17 protein-coding genes and 1 other RNA gene are annotated in these 17,947 nt (G+C 65.4%); 4 read left to right on the top strand and 14 right to left on the bottom strand.

The genetic code is table 11. From position 1 onward, the window contains the following. Nucleotides 1-3: 3 nt before the first annotated feature. Entirely contained in the window at nt 4-405 is a 402-nt protein-coding gene (fur, locus tag ACYVD7_RS07920) for a ferric iron uptake transcriptional regulator (RefSeq protein WP_460761318.1), read from the bottom strand. 222 nt (nt 406-627) lie between these two features. Between fur and ACYVD7_RS07915 the strand changes: the two genes are divergently transcribed. Next, a complete protein-coding gene (locus ACYVD7_RS07915; protein WP_460761315.1) occupies nt 628-1,026 on the top strand; it encodes an outer membrane protein assembly factor BamE in 399 nt (132 codons plus the stop codon). A 150-nt stretch (nt 1,027-1,176) separates the two neighbouring features. Here ACYVD7_RS07915 and ACYVD7_RS07910 read toward each other — a convergent pair whose 3' ends face one another. Both ACYVD7_RS07910 and ACYVD7_RS07905 read right to left on the bottom strand, forming a co-directional pair. Further along, nucleotides 1,177-1,449 (bottom strand): RnfH family protein, encoded by a 273-nt coding sequence (locus tag ACYVD7_RS07910; protein ID WP_460761312.1) that lies wholly within the window; start codon nt 1,447-1,449, stop codon nt 1,177-1,179. Beyond that, nucleotides 1,446-1,892, bottom strand: a complete 447-nt coding sequence (locus ACYVD7_RS07905) for a type II toxin-antitoxin system RatA family toxin (protein ID WP_460761310.1) — start codon at nt 1,890-1,892, stop codon at nt 1,446-1,448. The genes ACYVD7_RS07910 and ACYVD7_RS07905 overlap by 4 nt, the downstream gene beginning before the upstream one ends. Before the next feature lie 44 nt (nt 1,893-1,936). Between ACYVD7_RS07905 and smpB the strand changes: the two genes are divergently transcribed. After that, nucleotides 1,937-2,467 (top strand): SsrA-binding protein SmpB, encoded by a 531-nt coding sequence (gene smpB / locus ACYVD7_RS07900; RefSeq protein ID WP_460761307.1) that lies wholly within the window; start codon nt 1,937-1,939, stop codon nt 2,465-2,467. A gap of 162 nt (nt 2,468-2,629) precedes the next feature. On the opposite strand, the gene ACYVD7_RS07895 is transcribed toward smpB, so the two are convergent. The 10 genes from ACYVD7_RS07895 to ACYVD7_RS07850 all read right to left on the bottom strand — a co-directional run bounded on the left by ACYVD7_RS07895 (nt 2,630) and on the right by ACYVD7_RS07850 (nt 14,494). After that, nucleotides 2,630-4,801 (bottom strand): CHASE domain-containing protein, encoded by a 2,172-nt coding sequence (locus tag ACYVD7_RS07895; protein WP_460761305.1) that lies wholly within the window; start codon nt 4,799-4,801, stop codon nt 2,630-2,632. A gap of 80 nt (nt 4,802-4,881) precedes the next feature. Further along, nucleotides 4,882-5,235, bottom strand: a transfer-messenger RNA (tmRNA) gene (gene ssrA / locus ACYVD7_RS07890). 215 nt (nt 5,236-5,450) lie between these two features. Next, entirely contained in the window at nt 5,451-6,149 is a 699-nt protein-coding gene (locus ACYVD7_RS07885) for an OmpA family protein (protein WP_460761302.1), read from the bottom strand. A gap of 254 nt (nt 6,150-6,403) precedes the next feature. After that, nucleotides 6,404-7,936, bottom strand: coding sequence for a WS/DGAT/MGAT family O-acyltransferase (locus ACYVD7_RS07880; RefSeq protein ID WP_460761299.1), 1,533 nt, complete (start codon nt 7,934-7,936; stop codon nt 6,404-6,406). Nucleotides 7,937-8,008: 72 nt separating this feature from the next. After that, nucleotides 8,009-9,136: an alanine racemase gene (gene alr / locus ACYVD7_RS07875; protein WP_460761297.1), complete on the bottom strand. Its 1,128-nt coding sequence runs from the start codon at nt 9,134-9,136 to the stop codon at nt 8,009-8,011. A gap of 256 nt (nt 9,137-9,392) precedes the next feature. Beyond that, on the bottom strand, nt 9,393-10,805 hold the full coding sequence (locus tag ACYVD7_RS07870; protein WP_460761295.1) for a replicative DNA helicase: 1,413 nt from the start codon (nt 10,803-10,805) through the stop codon (nt 9,393-9,395). A gap of 276 nt (nt 10,806-11,081) precedes the next feature. After that, entirely contained in the window at nt 11,082-11,534 is a 453-nt protein-coding gene (gene rplI, locus ACYVD7_RS07865; protein WP_460761292.1) for a 50S ribosomal protein L9, read from the bottom strand. A 127-nt stretch (nt 11,535-11,661) separates the two neighbouring features. Beyond that, on the bottom strand, nt 11,662-11,892 hold the full coding sequence (rpsR, locus tag ACYVD7_RS07860; RefSeq protein WP_031372470.1) for a 30S ribosomal protein S18: 231 nt from the start codon (nt 11,890-11,892) through the stop codon (nt 11,662-11,664). A gap of 11 nt (nt 11,893-11,903) precedes the next feature. After that, entirely contained in the window at nt 11,904-12,323 is a 420-nt protein-coding gene (gene rpsF / locus ACYVD7_RS07855) for a 30S ribosomal protein S6 (RefSeq protein ID WP_460761290.1), read from the bottom strand. A 419-nt stretch (nt 12,324-12,742) separates the two neighbouring features. Further along, nucleotides 12,743-14,494, bottom strand: coding sequence for a DUF885 domain-containing protein (locus tag ACYVD7_RS07850; protein ID WP_460761287.1), 1,752 nt, complete (start codon nt 14,492-14,494; stop codon nt 12,743-12,745). Nucleotides 14,495-14,642: 148 nt separating this feature from the next. On the opposite strand from ACYVD7_RS07850, the gene ACYVD7_RS07845 reads away from it, so the two are divergent. Continuing rightward, nucleotides 14,643-15,953, top strand: coding sequence for an MFS transporter (locus ACYVD7_RS07845; protein WP_460761284.1), 1,311 nt, complete (start codon nt 14,643-14,645; stop codon nt 15,951-15,953). Here the strand turns inward: ACYVD7_RS07845 and ACYVD7_RS07840 are convergent. Next, nucleotides 15,937-16,269, bottom strand: coding sequence for a HesB/IscA family protein (locus ACYVD7_RS07840; RefSeq protein ID WP_460761282.1), 333 nt, complete (start codon nt 16,267-16,269; stop codon nt 15,937-15,939). The two genes, ACYVD7_RS07845 and ACYVD7_RS07840, sit on opposite strands and share 17 nt — an antisense overlap. Nucleotides 16,270-16,467: 198 nt before the next feature. Here ACYVD7_RS07840 and asnS point away from each other — a divergent pair, with 198 nt between their 5' ends. Then, nucleotides 16,468-17,868: an asparagine--tRNA ligase gene (gene asnS, locus ACYVD7_RS07835; RefSeq protein ID WP_460761279.1), complete on the top strand. Its 1,401-nt coding sequence runs from the start codon at nt 16,468-16,470 to the stop codon at nt 17,866-17,868. Nucleotides 17,869-17,947 lie beyond the last annotated feature (79 nt).

Raw genomic sequence — 17,947 nt, 5'->3', positions numbered from 1 at the left:
GCCTCAGCGTTTCTTCCGGACGTACAGCACCAGCGAGTGCTCCTCGATCTCGAAACCGTGTTGCGCCGCGATCTTCCGCTGCAGCTCCTCGATCTCGGGGCTTTCGAATTCGGTGATCTTGCCGGTATCGATGTCGACCATATGGTCGTGGTGATGGCCACGGTCCAGCTCATACACCGACTGGCCGGACTCGAAGTTGTGCTTGAGGACGAGGCCGGCGGCCTCGAACTGGGTCAGCACCCGATAGACCGTCGCCAGACCGATGTCCTCGCCGTGGTCCAGCAAGTGGCGATAGATGTCTTCGGCGGTCATGTGGCGGGGCTTGGACTGCTCCAGCAGTTCCAGGATCCGCACGCGTGGGTGGGTGACCTTGAGTCCGGCGTTGCGAAGGTCTTGCGATTCCATCGAGGCTTCCTGTTTTCGGGTCCTGTCATCCCGCGCCGGCCACACATGGCCGATCGACACCTGGGGCGACCAAGAACCGGCATCGCCGATCCACTGGCGGCCCAACCTGCAAGTGCAGGCTTGCAACAGCGGATGAATACGCCCCGGCCCGGGCCGCGCGGCGAGTGCTTCAGTGTATCATCGGCCCCTGTTTCGACTGCCCCGCCTGTCGCGAAGAACCCGATGCGCAAGCTCCTGCTGGTCCTCATTGTTGCCCTGTCCACCGCCGGTTGCGGCATTCTTTACAAGCAGCCGATCTACCAGGGCAACCTGCTGGAGAAGACCAACGTCGAACAGTTGCAGGCCGGGATGAGCAAGCAGCAGGTGATCCTGTTGCTGGGCACGCCGTCGATCGAAGACCCCTTCCATCACGAGCGCTGGGACTACACCGCCACCCAGCGTGTCGGCCGCATCGGTCGCACCGAGGTCAAGAACCTGACCCTGCATTTCGAAGGCGACACCCTCGCCCGCTGGGAAGGCGACTACTTTCCCGAGCAGGACGAGGAACTGGCCAAGGCCGCACCGAAGCAGTTCGGACGCAACCTGGCCAAGGACAAAGACAAGAAGAAGCGCGGCCACTGACCTGGCGCGAGCGAACGCGGCCCGCCGCGTAACCGCAGATTGCGAATGGAAGGACGAAGCCCCGGCTTCGTCCTTCTGCATTTGCGGGGCAGGAAATCCACTGGTCGACCGGGTGACAACTGCGCAGCGCGCCAATCCCGGCGGCCGGCACTACTTTCCACCCTGCCGCCGGCGTTCATCGACACGTTGGCGACGCGCATCTTTCGGATCGGCCTGCAGCGGCCTGAGCAGCTCGACGCGATCACCGTCGCGCAGCTGCGTGTCGGCCTCGATGCGCTGGCCAAAGACCGCATAGGCGACCACCTCGGCATCGGTGCTCCACCCGGCGACTTCAATGGCGTCGCGGACCCGGCTCCCCTCCGGCAGCTCCAGTTCGACCCGCTCGAAACGCCGCGGCCACGCGCGCAGCAACTCAATCTTCACGCGGGGGCGCCGGCTTCTTCGGACGAGTCCGCAACCCGCACGAAGTCATCCACCATCCGGTCGGCCAGGCTCTGGAATCCCAACGCCATCGCCGGGGCCAGCAGCTTCACCGTCGGCTCGAAATCCAGCGTCAGCGTGACCTTGCTGGCGGACTCGTCCAGCGCGTGGAATTCCCAGCGTCCGGTCAGCTTCCGGAACGGCCCGTCGACCAGCTTCATGTCGATGTGGTGCGGCGGGACCAGCGTGTTGTGCGTGGTGAACCACGTCCGCAGCGCCCCCAGGCCCAGGTCCAGTCGGGCCACCAGGTGCGACTCGTCGGCTTCCAGCACCTGCGCGGAATCGCACCAGTCGAAGCGGCGCGGATAGGCGGCGACGTCGTTCACCAGCGCAAACATGCGCGCGGTGGAGTGTTCGACCAGGGCGGAACGGCGGATGGTTGGCATGGATATTTCGCTTGGGGCGGCCTCATCAGCGACAATGGCCCGCTATGGCGAAGAATTCGAGCAACAAGAGCGGCAAGGATAAGGGAAAGGGCGGCGCAGGCGAAAAGGGCCCGGTGCTCAAGACGATCGCCCTGAACAAGCGCTCGCGTCATGAATACCACCTCGAGGAGCGCTTCGAGGCCGGCCTGGCCCTGCAAGGCTGGGAACTCAAGGCCATCCGTGCCGGCCGCGCCAACATCGTCGACGCCTACGCGATGATCCGCGAGGGTGAGATGTTCCTGTACGGCTCACAGATCACTCCGCTGATCTCCGCGTCCACCCATGTCGTTGCCGAAGACCGCCGTACCCGCAAGCTGCTGCTGCACCGGCGCGAGATCGACAACCTGATCGGACGCATCCAGCGCGATGGCTACACCGTCGTGCTCACCGCGTTGTACTGGAAGGGCAACAAGGTCAAGGCGGAAGTCGCGCTGGCCAAGGGCAAGCAGAACCACGACAAGCGCGAAGCCAGCAAGGAGCGCGACTGGGCGCGCGAGAAGCAGCGCGTGATGCGACGGCACAACAAGGACGCGTAGTTACCGGGCTGCACGCCCGGTAACCCCCCAGGATTTGCGTTGCAAACCATGGGTCCCAGCCGTGCCTCATCCCCATTCGCGCCGGTGGCGCGAATCGCCCCCGACTTTGGGGCTGGATCTGGCGCAATTCACGAAGAATCGCGCTTCGGCGGGAGTTTCAAATCAATTTTCGCTGCTGCGCTCACCCGGCAACGTGAAACGGAACACGGCCCCCTCCCCTTCCTTTCCTTCGGCGCGGATCGTGCCGCCGTGGCGTTCGATGATGCGCTTCACCGACGCCAGCCCCACGCCATCCCCACTGAACTCCTCCTGCGAGTGCAGCCGCTGGAACGGGCGGAACAGTTTTTCCGAATACGCCTGCGCGAACCCGGCGCCGTTGTCGCGGATGTAGAACTCCCGGTTTCCACCCGCGCCCAGCACGGCGCCGAATTCGATCACCGCACGCTCGCGTCCGCGCGTGAACTTCCACGCATTGCCAAGCAGGTTGACCAGAAGGTTCCTCAGCAGCGTCGCATCGCCCACTGCCTGCAGGCCGGGCGCGATGTGCACTGCGACCTCGCGTGCGCGTTCGCTTGCACGCAACTCGTCCAGCACGTCTATGGCCATTCGGCTCAGGTCGACGGTCTCGGTGCGCAATTCCACCCGGCTCAGGCGTGAGATCTTCAGCATCGCGTCGATCAGCTCGCCCATGCGGGAAGCCGCCTTGCGCACGCGCGCGAGGTAATCGCGACCGGACTCGTCGAGCTGCCCGGAATAGCGCTCCCCCAGGATGCGACTGAAGCCGTCGATCGCCCGCAACGGGGCACGCAGGTCGTGGGAGATGCTGTAGGCGAAGGCCTCGAGCTCGTGGTTCGCCTGGCTCAGCTCGCGCGTGCGCAGCGCGACGCGGGCCTCCAGCGTGCGGTTGAGCGCCTGCACCTGGGCCTGCGCACGCACCCGCTCGGTGACGTCTTCGACCTGCACCAGCCCGGTGACGTCCTCTCCGACGTTGCCAGGCATCCGCGAATACGTGAGTTGCGCCTGGCGTGGCAAGTCGCCTTCCCGGCTCAGGTGCCGGGTGACCCGATGCACGCCGTCGGTATCGGTGCTGCCGTTGTCGTGCGGGCGAAGGGATGTCTCATCGTTGTCGAACAACGATTCGAACGAGAGCCCGACCAGCGTGTCCTCTCTGCGGCCGACGATCCGGCCCAATGCAGGATTGGCGGCGACGATGCGGCCTTCGCCGTCCAACAGCGCCTTTCCGATCGCGGAATAGTGCATGGACCGGCGGAAACGTTGCTCGCTGCGCCTGTAATCCTCGGTCAGGCGCAGGGCGATCGCGTGCGCGCGATCCTCGGTGCGAGCGAGCGTCCACACCATGCCGAACAACAGGCCGCTCGTCAGCACGCCCAACGCGAGCATGCCCCACAACGCGCGCAGACCGGGCGCCGCCACGCCCTTCGGTGCCGATTCGAAGTCGATCCGCCACGGTTGCCCGTAAAACTCCATCTCGGCGTGAGTGGTGAAGGCCGGGGTCCGCTTGTCCTCCGCGTGGCTCGCGTGAAGCAAGCGACCATTGGAATCGAGGATGCGGAAGCGGACATCGTTGAAGCTGCTACCCAGCGATGCGTCGACGAACTTCGCCAGGTCGAACGGAATGAACACCCAGCCCTGCATCGACAGTGCGCGCGCCGCCGGCGTCTTCGGCGAATCCGTCGAGCGGTACACAGGCATGTACAGCACCAGCATCGTGGCCGGGACACCGGTAGCGGGCCCGCTGAGTTGCGCCGTCCCGGTTTCCTGGGCCGTGCGCATCGCCGTGCCGCGTGGCGGATCGGCCAGCATGTCCAGGCCTACCTGCGCGACGTTGTCCATCGTTCGCGGCTCCAGGTACAGCACGGGGCCGTAGTACGCACGCATTCCGTGCGGCCGGACCTGCAGCTGCCCGTAACCGGAATCGCGCCATTCGATCTGCAGGTCGTCCAGGCGGTTGTTGCTGACGTAGCCCGCGAAACCCAATCCCGACACCGACGGAAAGCGCGACGTCAGGTTCATGCCATCGACATAGTCCGCCCACTGCCGCGGCGTCGGTCGTGCCATGGATGCAAACAGCGCCGTGCCGCCGCGTGCGACCAGTTCGAAATTGACCAGGCGCCGATGCAGGCGATCGGCGACCTCCGCCGTGCGGACGCCAAACCGGGTTTCCGCGGCATGGACTTCGCGCTCGCGCGCGACCCACCAGGCCGTCACCACCAGCAGCAGCGAACCGACCAGCACGGCCAACGCCAACAGGTAGCCGCGGCGCGGAATCAATCCGGCAGGGGCGCTCGAAGGTGTGGACGAGGCGGCTTCCATCGCGGGCCAGCCTGCCTTGCCACGGTGCCGTGGGCAAGCCGTAAAAGGAAAAAGCCCGCCGAAGCGGGCTTTTTCGAGGTTGGTGGAGGTGGGGGGAATTGAACCCCCGTCCGAAGGCACTCCATCCCCGGCACTACATGCTTAGCTCGCCGTTAGGTCTCGTCCCCGGACAGCACGGCGTGCAAAGCGCGCCCGGGGACCAGCCTGCTTTAGGTTGACCGGAAGCTGACAGGCAGCCACTTCCAGCGATTCCGTGATGATGACCCTACGCTGCGAGCACGGACACAAGCAGTTTCGGGGCTTACGCCTTAAGCGGCGAGAGCGTAGTTGTCGTCGTTGGCAACTAGAGTTTTGCAGCTGGATTTACGAGGAAAGCTACCCCCTCGGCATGCGCCAAGCGATTTTGCGACCCCCGTCGAAGCCAGTGCACCCCCGGGGACAGCTAAAAGCTGACCCGGTCAGTATAGGGGCGAAGGCCGGGTTCACAAGCGATCGACGTGAACTCGTCGTCCGGCTGCCGTGAGCGAAGGCGACGCTGGTGTGCCCCGCGCCGCGCCGCAGCGAGGCAGGGCCCGTTCCGCCACCGCAACGAAAACGGGGCGGTTGCCCGCCCCATTTCCAGTCATTCCATTCATCCGGCCTGCCGGGGTTAACCGCGCACCGGCACCAGCGTGATCTCGACGCGACGGTTCTGCGAACGGCCGGCGTCAGTGTCGTTGGTGGCAATCGGACGCGATTCGCCCGCACCCACGGTGATCAGGCGTTGCTGCATCACACCCCTGCTGCTGAGATAGTTGGCAACGGAATTCGCGCGTCGCACCGACAGGTCATGGTTGTAGGCATCGCTGCCGACGCTGTCGGTATGGCCCGCGACCTCGACGATCGTCTGGTTGTACTCGGCGAGCGTGCGCGCGACGTCGTCCAGCACCGGGTAGAACTGCGGCTGCAGGCTGTCTTCGTTGAAGGCAAAGGTGACGTTGCCCGGCATGCTGAGCGTGATGTTGTCGCCCTGGCGGACCACGCCGACACCCGTGCCCTGCATGCGTTCACGCAGTGCGCGTTCCTGGCGGTCCTGGTAGTTGCCGATGGCGCCACCGGCGAGTCCGCCGACACCTGCACCAACCAGCGCGCGCTGGCGACGTTCGGTGGCATCACCGCCACTCAGCAGTCCCGCAACCACGCCAACGGCCGCGCCGATCAAGGCCCCCTTCTGCGTCTTGTTCATGCCGGGCTGGTCCTGCTGCTGTGGCTGGTCGCCGTAGCTGCCGCCGCCGGTGGTCGCGCACGCGGCCAGCATCGTGGTCAATGCCACTGCGGTAATGCCGTACTTGAGCTGCGTCTTCATCATGGGTTCTCCTGCATGGGGGGCGGACTCATTCGCGGGGACGAACGGTGACGCCTGTTTGCTGAACAGGACTGAACGCTAGCCATGTCGACGTCGTGGCACGGTGATGGCGACACTGTCGCCGCGTGGGCGATGACGCAGGCTTCACACGGGCAATACAAGGCAATCGTCGCGCGCGATGGATCGTCGCGGCACGCACAACGAAGGCTGCACGGAAACCGCGCAGCCTTCTGTTGAATCCGCCGCGAGCGACTACGCTAGGTCGTCAGGAATTCAATCGCCCGGCGCGTGTCTGCCGCGAGCAGCGCGTCGGCGGAGGGCGCATCCAGCCGCTCATCCCAGTCGCTCATCAGCGACAGATACAGCAGCTTGTCGAACTCGCTGCCGAAGCGCTGGATCACCCGGTCGGGATCCGGGATCAGCTTGGCGTCAGCGATCAGGCCGAAGTGCACGCGGCCGTTGTAGCTGAGAATGGAAATGCCCACGCCGATCGAACCGGTCTGCGGCACCCAGAACATCATTTCCTTCAACGCGCAGCCGGCCATGTAGAGCGTCTGCGGCGGACCGGGCACGTTGGTGGCCACCAGGGTCGCCTTGCGGCTGAAAAGGTCCAGCGCCAGGCCCTGCACGGCCGTAGGCGCCATGCCTAATGCGGCAAGAAGCCCAAATGAAACAATGGCTTGCCTTGAATTCTTCAGGTTATTCATGCACTCGGCAACGCGCTCCACCCGACGGATCGGGTTGGCCTCGCCGACGGGCAGCTCAAGGAACACCAGGCCGAAGTGGTTGCCCAGCTTCTTCGCGTGTTCCAGCGGGCGAAGGTTCACCGGCACGGTGGCGCGCAGGGTGAGGCCATCGACGTTGTCGCCGCGTTCGATCATGTAGTCGCGCAACGCACCGGCGGCAGTGGCCATCAGCACGTCGTTGACCGTGCATTCGCAGGCGCGACCGACCGCCTTGACCTCCTCGAGGTCCAGCGGCTCGGCCCAGGCCACGCGCTTGCTCACGCCGAGCTTGCCGCGCAGCAGCGAAGGCGGATCGTCGGCGAGGGTCACCGCATGCAAGAGTTCACGACCGATCTCGCCGCCCTCCTTCGCCAGCACGGCGGCGAGTGTGGGGTCGCGGTACATCTCCATGCCCTTCTCGACCATCCGGCTGCCCAGCTGCATGTAGCGCTCGGCGGCGCCCACGCGGCGGGCGACATCGGCGCCGTCCTTCTTCAGCCAGGCGTCCTGCAGCTTGCTGCCTTTGGCAGGTTCGCGGGTGGTGTCGGTGAGCGAGAGCAGCACCTGGACCAGCGCGATGCCGTCCGCATAGCTGTGATGGATGCGGGCGATCAGCGCCGAACCGCCGTCATATCGGTCGATCAGGTGGAACTGCCAGAGTGGCCGGCCGGTATCCAGTGGCGTGGAGGACAACTGGCTGACCAGCCGCTCCAGCGAACGCTTGCCGCCACGACCCGGCAACGCAGTGAGCTGCACATGCCAGTCGAGGTCCAGGTCGTTGTCGGTTTCCCAGAACGCGCCGGCAGCCGTGTCCACGGCCTTCTGCTGGAAGCGGCGGTACGCCAGCCAGCGCTGCTTGATCACCCGGCGAAGGTCGGTCACCGACATCTGCTCGGCGAACATCAGTACGCCGGTGATCATCATCGGGTTGGTCGGCTGCTCCATGCGCAACCAGGCAGTGTCGACCTTGGCCATGGGATCGCGCCTGCTCGCGCGGATTCGCTTGGCGCGCGCCTTCACCGCTTTTTCGTCGACGGTCGTCTTGCCCGGTCGTGCGGTGGCCATGCGCTTCTCCCTGTTCGCGTCGAGTGAATCACGGCCAGGCGCGGACGGTCAACGCGCGCAGACAGTCGAACGTCAGGCACCCCTGTATTCGCGGGGGATGCGCTCGTTGAGGCCAACCAGTATCTCGTACGGGATCACGCCAGCCCGCTGCGCCAGCGCCTCGGCGGAAATGGACGCGTCGCCCTGCGTGCCCATCAGCACGACCTCGTCTTCGTTGAAGGCGCTGTCCTGGCCGATATCGACCATGAACTGGTCCATGCACACGCGGCCGACGATGGGATAGCGGTGTCCACGGACCAGCACCTCGCCACGCGACGACAGCGCCCGCGGATAGCCATCGCCGTAGCCGATCGGGATGGTCACCACGCGCGTATCGCGCTGTGGTGCCCAGGTCGCGCCGTAGCTGACCGGATGACCGGCCTTGACCACCTTGAAATAGACCACCTGCGAAACCAGCGACATCACCGGGCGCACGTCGACGGTGCGCTGCGAGGTGGGATCGGGCAGTACGCCGTACAGCAGGATGCCGGGGCGCACCATGTCCAGGTGGGTGCCCGGGAAATGCAGGATCCCACCGGAGTTGGCGAGGTGGCGCAGCGGCATCGGCGCGCCGATCCGCTCGATGTGTGCGCAGGCTTCGAGGAAGCGTTCCAGCTGCTCCCCCGTCATCGGCGACGCCGGATCATCCGCGCAGGCCAGGTGCGAGTAGATGCCCTTGATCGTGCACCACGTCGACGCCATGGCGGCCTCGATGAAGGGGCGCGCGGAATAGCTGTGCACGCCGATGCGTTCCATCCCGGTGTCGATCTTCAGGTGCACCACCGCCTTGCGACCCAGCGCCTGCGCCGCGGCTTCCACCTGGCGCAACTTGTCCAGCGAGGACACCGTGATCTCCAGGTCGTGGACGATGAACTGCGCGACCTGCGGCCCGAAGATCCCGCCCAGCACGAGGATCGGCACGGTGACACCGGCCTGGCGCAGTGCGACGCCTTCCTCCACGAACGCGACGCCGAGCTGCTCCACGCCTTGCGCCTGCAGGTGCAGGGCGACCCGCACCAGGCCGTGTCCGTAAGCATTGGCTTTGACGATCGCCATCACCGGCACGCCCACGTGGGCGCGGATGCTGTGCAGGTTGTGCGCGAGCGCATCGAGGTCCACCACGATCCGGGTGGGTCGTTCGCTGACGGCGGGCGGCATCATGTTCGGGGTCGTGTGCACGGCGCTCTGGGACGGTGGCGAAGATCGCCGGAACCATGGCGCCATTCTAAGCGGCTCGGGAAACCTGGAAACGCGGCTCCAGCGTCAGCCGAGGCGATTCCACTCCGATGCGGATCTGCACACTGCCCACTGGCTTGTAGGGCGGGCCTTGACCCGCCTTCAGCAGGGATGACGGATCTTCAGCAGGAATGGCGGGTTAAAACCCGCCCTACGCGTTCTGCCGCGAACTACGGACACCCTATTCGAAGCTGCCCACCGAATCGTGGGAGAGATTGTCGAAGCGCGTGTATTCGCCGAAGAACTTCAGCTTCACTGACCCGGTCGGGCCGTTACGCTGCTTGCCGATGATGACTTCGGCCAGGCCCTTGTCCGGCGAATTTTCCTTGTTGTAGTAGTCATCGCGGTAGATGAAGACGATGACGTCGGCGTCCTGCTCGATGGCGCCCGATTCGCGAAGGTCGGCCATCACCGGGCGCTTGTCGGTACGCGTTTCCAGCGATCGGTTGAGCTGCGACAGCGCGATCACCGGCACGTTCAATTCCTTCGCCAGTGCCTTGAGCGAGCGCGAGATCTCGGAGATTTCCGTCGCGCGGTTTTCGCTGTTGCCCGGTACCTGCATCAGCTGCAGGTAGTCGATCACGATCAGGCCCAGGTCGTGTTCGCGCTTGAGGCGGCGGGCCTTGGCGGCCAGCGCCACCGGCGACAGTGCCGGGGTGTCGTCGATGAAGACCTTGACGTCGCGGAGCATGCGGATCGCACTGGTGACGCGGCTCCAGTCCTCGTCCTCGAGCTGGCCGGTGCGCAGTCGCGTGGCGTTGATGCGACCGACCGAGGAAATCAGGCGCAACGCCAGCTGGCTCGCCGACATTTCCATCGAGAACACGGCCACGGCCTTGCGCGTCTTGATCGCCGCGTATTCGGCCATGTTCAGCGCCAGCGTGGTCTTGCCCATCGACGGTCGCGCGGCAAGGATGATCAGGTCGGTGGGCTGCAGCCCCGCCGTCATCTCGTCGAACTCGGTATAGCCCGTCGGCATGCCGGTGACGCCGCCGCCGTTCTCGTAACGCGACTGGAGGACTTCGAAGGCTTCCGACAGCGCCTTGTTGACCGCAGTGAAGTCCTGGCGCCCGCGCGAATGGCCTTCGGCGATGGAGAGCACCTGCTTTTCGGCGCTTTCCAGAATTTCGCTGGTGTCGCGGCCTTCAGGCATGAAGCCGTCGTTGACGATCTCCGTGCCCACGTCGATCAGCTGCCGCAGCACGGCCTTGTCGCGGACGATGTCGGCGTAGGCGGTGATGTTGGCGGCGCTGGGCGTGGTGCTGGCCAGCTCAATCAGGTAGGCGCCACCGGCGACTTCCTCGCCCAGGCCCATGGAGTCGAACCACTCACCCAGGGTGACGGCGTCGTAGGGACGGTTCTTTTCCGCCAGCTCGCAGATCGCGCGGTAGATCAGCTGGTGGTCGCGTCGATAGAAATCGTTGGGCGTAAGCGCGTCGGCGATGCGGTCATAGGCATCGGGCGACAGCATCAGTCCGCCGAGCACGGCCTGCTCGGCCTCGACCGATTGCGGCGGGACGCGCAGCTGCTCGATGTTGCGTTCACGGCGGGTCTGAAACGCGGGATCGGGGCGCATTCCCTGGCGTGCGCTCATCGGTGCAATGACTCCCCTGGTCGGACCGTCGTTGCGGCCCGGTTCTTGTTGTAATTCGGGATGTAGCTGGGCGGTCATCCTAGTCGTCCCGCATGCGATGCGTTGCAGACAAGTCTGTGGATAACCGGTGGGAATCGCAGAACCTGAGACACTGTCGCAGTGTGGCAGGCGCGTCGTCATGCCCGCCGACGGACGGTCGCCGCCGGGAGGAAATTCCCCGAACAAAAGAAAACGGGCGCCTCGCGGCGCCCGTTCCGCACAACCTTCAGGTACCGATCAGGCGGTTTCGCCGACCACGATGACCTTGACGTTGGCGTTGATGTCGGCGTGCAGGTGCACGACGACTTCGTGCTCGCCGGTGCGACGCAGCGGGCCTTCGCCCAGCACGACTTCCGACTTCTCGACCTTGTGACCCAGCTTGGTCAGCGCTTCGGCGATGTCGCGCGGGCTGATCGAGCCGTACAGCTTGCCTTCGGTCGAGGCATTGGCGGTGAGGGTGACTTCCACGCCGTCCAGCGCGGCCTTGCGGCCTTCGGCGCCATCGAGCTGGGCCTTGGCCTTGGCTTCGTACTCGGCGCGCTTGGCTTCGAAATCGGCCAGGTTGGCGACGGTGGCCGGCACGGCCTTGCCCTGCGGGACGAGGAAGTTGCGACCGTAACCCGGCTTGACGTCGACCTTGTCGCCGAGCTTGCCGAGGTTGGTGACGTTCTGGAGAAGAATCAACTGCATGGTGGTGCTCCGTATTCGTTAGCGACGCGAGGCGCCGCAGCGGTGGCTGTCCGAAATTGGCTGTCCGAACGGGTGAGGACTGGCCTCACCCCAACCCTCCGCCGCATGCGGCAGAGGGAGGCAAGGATCAGGCGTTGTGGTTGTCGGTGTACGGGATCAGGGCCAGGAAACGGGCGCGCTTGACGGCCGTTGCCAGCTGGCGCTGGTACTTCGACTTGGTGCCGGTGACGCGGCTCGGGACGATCTTGCCGGTCTCGGTCAGGTACTGGCGCAGGGTGTTGAGATCCTTGTAATCGATCTCCTTGACGCCTTCGGCCGTGAACTTGCAGAACTTGCGGCGACGGAAAAACTTGGACATGTCAGTGCTCCTTAGGCGGCTTCGGCTTCGTCGGCGGCGGAATCGGCATTGCCGATCGCGCTGTCGCTCTCATCGTCGCGACGACGACGCTCGGGCTTGTCGCCCTTCTCGTCCTTGAACTTCATGATCAGGGACTGCTCGGTGTCAGCCGCATCACGCTTCATGACCAGGTGGCGCAGCACCGCGTCGTTGAAACGGAAACCGTCGACCAGATCATTCAGCGCGCTCTGCGAGCACTCGATGTTGAGCAGGACGTAGTGAGCCTTGACCAGGTTCTCGATCGGGTAGGCCAGCTGGCGGCGGCCCCAATCTTCAAGACGGTGGATCTTGCCGCTGCCGGCTTCGATGAGCGACTTGTAGCGCTCGATCATGGCGGGCACCTGCTCGCTCTGGTCCGGATGGACCAGGAACACGACTTCGTAATGACGCATTGTTGTTTTCCTTGTGGATGCCGGGCGCCGGCGATGCCGGTTCCGGACAGCCCCCCGGACGGCCGGGATGGCCGCGGTGGGGCAAGGTCTCCCGCTGGCCTGAGCTGCGGGAGCCGGAAATTATGGCAGGGTCAATGGGTTACGTGCAAACCGGCCGGTCCCGAGCGGTGCGGGGACCGGGCATAGCCCACCGAATCCCCAACCCGCGTAGGGCGGGTCTTGACCCGCCGAACCACGATATCCAGCCAACACCCGGGGTTACCGCCTTCAGCCCAGACTGCCCTAGGGCGGGTCTCGACCCGCCGAACCGCAGTGCCCGGCTCACGATGGGGCCGGGCTCAACCCGCAGGCCCGCCCGCAGAACAGAAACGAACGGGGGAACCGGCGCCTCGATGGCGGGTCGAGACCCGCCCTACCCCTCACTTGCCGGCAATCCACTCGTCGATGTGCCGTTCCAGCGCCTCCAGCGGCACCGAGCCGGTCGACAACACCTCGTCATTGAACTCGCGGACGTCGAACTTCTCGCCCAGCTTGTCCTTGGCACGTGCCCGCAGCTCGGAGATCTTCAGCTGGCCGACCTTGTAGGCCAGCGCCTGGCCGGGATCGCCGATGTAGCGGTCGATCTCGTTGACGATGTCCTGGTCGGTCTTGGGGGCGTTGTCCTTGAAGTAGGCAATCGCCTGCTCGCGGGTCCAGCCCTTGGCGTGCATGCCGGTATCGACGACGAGTCGCACCGCACGCCACATCTCATAAGCCAGCTGGCCCATGCGGTCGTACGGATCGTCATACAGGCCCATGTCGAAGCCGAGCTGCTCCGCGTACAGGCCCCAGCCCTCGCTGTAGGCGACGAAATAGGCGGTCTTGCGGAACATCGGCGCGTCCGGCAGCTCCAGCGAGCGGGCGAACTGGAAGTGGTGGCCGGGGACGGCCTCGTGCAGCGACAGCGGCAGCATTTCCCAGGTCGGGCGCACCTCGGGCTTGTACAGGTTGACGTAGTAGTAGCCCGGGCGGCTGCCGTCCGGGGCACCGGCGTTGTAATACGCCGTGGTGGTATCGGGCGCGATGTTGTCCGGGATCGGGCGCACGCCATAGGGCTGGCGTGGGATGAGCTTGAAGACCTTCACCAGCTCGGGATCGATCCGCTTGGCCATCGCGCGATAGGCGGTCAGCAGCTCGTCGGGCGTCTTCTTGAAGAACTTCGGGTCGGTGCGCAGGTAGTTGAAGAACTCGGCGAGCGAGCCCTTGAAGCCGACTTCCTCGCGGATCGCCTCCATCTTCTGGCGGATGCGGGCGACTTCCTTCAGGCCCAATGCGTGGATCTGGTCGGCTGTGAGGTTGGTCGTGGTGTTGTAGGCGGCGAGGAAGTCGTAATACGCCTTGCCGTCGGGCAGGTCGGCGGCGGCAATCGAATCGCGGGCCTTGGGCAGGTACTCGTTGTTGAAGTAGGTCTGCAGCGTGCGGTAGGCCGGGACGACGCGGTCGCGGATGATCCGCTGCGCATCGGCCTGCAGGCTGGCGCGATCCGCCTGCGGGATGGCGTCGCCGAACTTGCGGAATGCGCCGTAGAACGGGCTCTTGGTCGGGTCGTCGACCACCTGCGCGGCGATCTGGCGCGGAACGCGCTGCATCAGCACCTTCGGCGGCATGTTGCCCGCCTTCACGCCTTCACGCATCAGCGCGATGGTCTGGTCGATGAACACCGGCAAAGCGTCCATGCGCTTGAGCCAGTCGCGGTAGTCGCGGGTGGACGCGAAGGGCAGCGCTTCGGCCAAGCCGTCGAGTGTCTGCACGCCACCGCTGTGGCTGATCGGTTGCAGGTACGGATGGAACTTTTGCCGCTCCACTGCCTTGCGCTGCAGCCAGAGGAAGGTGTCGTAGTTGAGCTGGTCGGCCGTCGACAGCTTGCTGCGGTCGATGGCTTCCACTTTCGCCAGTGCGGCGCGATCGGCGGCACTGCTGGCTTCAATGGCAGCCTTGCTGGCGTCGGGCCAGCGGTCGTTGAAGCGCTTGTCGCCCTGGAAACTGGCGTTGATCGGGTTCTCGCGAAGGCCGCGCTCCCATTCGTCGGCGAACAGCTTGTTGAGCGTCGCGGTGGCGTCATTGGCCTGCGCGTGCGCAGGTGACGCGAAGGCGAGAACCATCGCCGCGGCAGCGGCAAAGCGTAGGAACATGGAGCGGCTCCCCTATCGGAAAGCCCCGAGTCTGCGCGCGCGTCGTCGCAACTGCCCCTGTCGGAAGTCGGGGGTCGCAGCGCACAGACCCGGGAAGGGCGACATCGTGGGCCAGCGCAGATAGCAATTGTTTGCCAACATTGGCGCGATGACACCGACACGGAATTACTCCGACAACCCTGCCCGCCTGCGCCTGGGGCTGCGCGAAAACCTGCCGCAGTTCTCGCTACTGGTGCTGGTGAATGCGTTCGTCGGGGCGATGGTTGGCCTGGAACGCACGCTGCTCTCGCCGCTCGCCGAACAGGAATTCCATCTCGCCGCGCGAACGGCGGTGCTGTCCTTCATCGTCGTGTTCGGCATCAGCAAGGCGCTGACCAACTACCTGGCCGGGCGCCTGTCGGACCGCTTCGGGCGCAAGCACGTGCTGGTGGCCGGCTGGCTGATCGCGGCGCCGGTGCCTTTCCTGCTGATGTGGGCACCGACCTGGTCGTGGGTGTTGTTCGCGAATGCGTTGCTCGGCGTGAGCCAGGGACTCACCTGGTCGACCACGGTGATTATGAAGATCGACCTGGCCGGGCCCAACCGGCGTGGCCTGGCGATGGGATTGAACGAATTCGCCGGCTATTTCGCGGTTGCCGTGAGTGCGTGGGCAACCGGGTTCATTGCCGCGCGATATGGCCTGCGGCCTGAGCCGTTCTACCTGGGCGTGGGGTTCGTCGCTGCTGGATTGCTGCTTTCCACGCTGCTTGTGCGCGACACCCGGCACCACGTCGCGCTGGAGTCCCGCCTGCACGGAGGGATCGGCGACCGCGCAGGTCCGGCCGGTCCGGATGTCGCTGCAACTCCGGAAACGGCCCCCACACCGGCGGACGTCTTCTGGCGCACTACCCTGCGCGACCGCGATCTCTCCAGCGTCAGTCAGGCCGGGCTGGTCAACAACCTCAACGACGGCATGGTCTGGGGGTTGTTCCCGCTGTTCTTCGCGGCGGCGGGAATGGATCTGGCGACGATCGGCATTCTCGCGGCGATCTATCCCGCAACCTGGGGCATCGCGCAGCTCTTCACCGGCGCGTGGTCGGACCGGGTCGGGCGCAAGTGGCTGATCGCCAGTGGCATGTGGGTGCAGGCCGTGGGCATCGGCGGGATCATATTGGCCGGCGGATTTGCCGGCTTCGCCACGGGCGCGGCATTGCTGGGCCTCGGCACGGCGATGGTCTACCCCACCCTGCTCGCCGCGATCGGCGATGTCGCCCATCCAGGCTGGCGGGCGTCATCGGTTGGCGTGTACCGGTTCTGGCGCGACCTGGGCTACGCCGCCGGGGCGCTGGTCGCGGGCGTGACGGCCGATGCGTTCGGCCTGACAGCGGCGATGGGACTGGTGGCGCTGCTGACGTTCGGCTCCGGCGTCGTGGTCGCCGTGCGAATGCGCGAGACGCTGGGGCTTACTGAGCCTCGGTAGTGAAGCTCTCGCCGCAGCCGCATTCGGCGCTGGCGTTGGGGTTGCGGAACACGAACTGTTCGCCCAGGCGCTGCTTGATCAGGTCGATTTCGGTGCCATCGACCATCGGCAGGCTGTCGGCGTCGACGAAGATGCGTACGCCTTCCTGCTCGAACACGTTGTCGCCGTCACGCTGGTCCTGGGCCAGGTCGGCGAAGTGCTGCCAGCCGGAGCAACCGGTGCGCTTCACCCCGAACCGCAGGCCAAGCGACTGCGGCGATTCGACGAGATAGCGCTGCACGCGGGCAAGTGCGGCGGGAGCGAGGGTGACAGCCATTTGGGGATTCCGTTGGTTTGTGGCCCGGACCGGGGCCGAAAAATTATAAGTCGAGCAACCTCCGCGCGGTCGCAACGCGGGCCGCGCGCGCGGCAGTGGCGAACCGCCGGTTCATTTCTTCTCCGGACGGGTAAACTGCCGCCTTTCCCCATATCGGCCCGCAACGGCCAGGATTCAAGGCATGACGGTGGTCAGCCCATGACTATTACTAGCGTGCAACATGCGCTCGCGGGCAAGCTGCCTGCCGGCGGCGAAGTCACGGTCCGCGGCTGGGTGCGCACCCGGCGCGACTCCAAGGCCGGGCTGAGCTTCGTCAATGTCAGCGACGGCTCCTGCTTCGCGCCGATCCAGGTCGTCGCGCCTGCCGCCCTGCCCAACTACGAATCCGAAGTAAAACACCTCACCACCGGTTGCGCGGTGATCGCCACCGGCACGCTGGTGCAGTCGCAGGGCCAGGGCCAGGCGTTCGAGATCCAGGCATCGAAGATCGAGGTCGTCGGCTGGGTCGACGATCCGTTGACCTACCCGATGCAGCCCAAGCAGCACTCGCTGGAATATCTGCGCGAATTCGCCCACCTGCGCCCGCGCACCAACCTGTTCGGCGCCACCACGCGCATCCGCGACTGCCTGGCCAAGGCGGTGCATCGCTTCTTCCACGAACGCGGCTACTACTGGATTTCCACGCCGATCATCACCACGTCGGACGCCGAAGGCGCCGGCCAGATGTTCCGCGTCTCCACCCTGGACATGGCCAACCTGCCGCGCGACGGCAAGGGCAATGTCGACTTCGGCCGCGACTTCTTCGGAAAGGAAACCTTCCTCACCGTGTCCGGCCAGCTCAACGTCGAAGGCTATTGCCTCGCGCTGAGCAAGGTCTACACCTTCGGCCCGACGTTCCGCGCGGAGAACAGCAACACCACGCGCCACCTGGCCGAGTTCTGGATGATCGAGCCGGAAATCGCCTTCGCCGACCTGACCGAAAACGCCAACGTCGCCGAGGATTTCCTCAAGTACCTGTTCCGCGCCGTGCTCAACGAGCGCATGGACGACATGGCCTTCATCGCCGAGCGCGTCCAGCCCGATGCGATCACGCGCCTGGAAGCCTTCGTCAACGCCCCGTTCGAACGCATCGACTACACCGATGCGATCACGCTGCTGCAGAAGTCCGGCAAGAAGTTCGAGTTCCCGGTCGAATGGGGCCTGGACCTGCAGACCGAACACGAGCGCTGGTTGACCGAGGAACACGTCGGCCGCCCGGTCATCGTCATGAACTACCCGGAGCACATCAAGGCCTTCTACATGCGCCTGAACGACGACGGCAAAACCGTCGCCGCGATGGACGTTCTGGCCCCGGGTATCGGCGAGATCATCGGCGGCTCCCAGCGCGAGGAGCGCCTGGACGTGCTCGACGCCCGCATGGCGCAGTTCGGACTGGATCCGGCGCACTACGGCTGGTACCGCGATTTCCGCCGCTACGGCACGGTGCCGCACGCGGGCTTCGGCCTGGGGTTCGAGCGACTCGTCGTGTACGTGTGCGGGTTGAGCAACATCCGCGATGCGATTCCGTATCCGCGTGCGCCGGGTAGTGCGGAGTTCTGATTTTTGCCTGTCATTCCCGCGAAGGCGGGAATCCAGGGACGTTGCTTTCTGACGCATTTTGCGAGTTTGACGAACGACG

It is taken from the genome of Lysobacter fragariae (genome assembly GCF_054779775.1).
The sequence above is the reverse complement of the archived record's forward strand: the minus strand, read 5'-3'. Positions and strand labels throughout refer to the sequence as shown.

What these genes read in the sequence shown, in the direction of transcription:
- ACYVD7_RS07895 (WP_460761305.1), bottom strand. Translation starts at nt 4,801, where the DNA reads ATGGAAGCCGCCTCGTCCACACCTTCGAGCGCCCCTGCCGGATTGATT.
- ACYVD7_RS07880 (WP_460761299.1), bottom strand. Translation starts at nt 7,936, where the DNA reads ATGGCCACCGCACGACCGGGCAAGACGACCGTCGACGAAAAAGCGGTG.
- fur (WP_460761318.1), bottom strand. Translation starts at nt 405, where the DNA reads ATGGAATCGCAAGACCTTCGCAACGCCGGACTCAAGGTCACCCACCCA.
- ACYVD7_RS07845 (WP_460761284.1), top strand. Translation starts at nt 14,643, where the DNA reads ATGACACCGACACGGAATTACTCCGACAACCCTGCCCGCCTGCGCCTG.
- ACYVD7_RS07840 (WP_460761282.1), bottom strand. Translation starts at nt 16,269, where the DNA reads ATGGCTGTCACCCTCGCTCCCGCCGCACTTGCCCGCGTGCAGCGCTAT.
- rpsF (WP_460761290.1), bottom strand. Translation starts at nt 12,323, where the DNA reads ATGCGTCATTACGAAGTCGTGTTCCTGGTCCATCCGGACCAGAGCGAG.
- ACYVD7_RS07915 (WP_460761315.1), top strand. Translation starts at nt 628, where the DNA reads ATGCGCAAGCTCCTGCTGGTCCTCATTGTTGCCCTGTCCACCGCCGGT.
- ACYVD7_RS07905 (WP_460761310.1), bottom strand. Translation starts at nt 1,892, where the DNA reads ATGCCAACCATCCGCCGTTCCGCCCTGGTCGAACACTCCACCGCGCGC.
- ACYVD7_RS07850 (WP_460761287.1), bottom strand. Translation starts at nt 14,494, where the DNA reads ATGTTCCTACGCTTTGCCGCTGCCGCGGCGATGGTTCTCGCCTTCGCG.
- smpB (WP_460761307.1), top strand. Translation starts at nt 1,937, where the DNA reads ATGGCGAAGAATTCGAGCAACAAGAGCGGCAAGGATAAGGGAAAGGGC.
- rplI (WP_460761292.1), bottom strand. Translation starts at nt 11,534, where the DNA reads ATGCAGTTGATTCTTCTCCAGAACGTCACCAACCTCGGCAAGCTCGGC.
- rpsR (WP_031372470.1), bottom strand. Translation starts at nt 11,892, where the DNA reads ATGTCCAAGTTTTTCCGTCGCCGCAAGTTCTGCAAGTTCACGGCCGAA.
- ACYVD7_RS07885 (WP_460761302.1), bottom strand. Translation starts at nt 6,149, where the DNA reads ATGATGAAGACGCAGCTCAAGTACGGCATTACCGCAGTGGCATTGACC.
- alr (WP_460761297.1), bottom strand. Translation starts at nt 9,136, where the DNA reads ATGATGCCGCCCGCCGTCAGCGAACGACCCACCCGGATCGTGGTGGAC.
- asnS (WP_460761279.1), top strand. Translation starts at nt 16,468, where the DNA reads ATGACTATTACTAGCGTGCAACATGCGCTCGCGGGCAAGCTGCCTGCC.
- ACYVD7_RS07870 (WP_460761295.1), bottom strand. Translation starts at nt 10,805, where the DNA reads ATGAGCGCACGCCAGGGAATGCGCCCCGATCCCGCGTTTCAGACCCGC.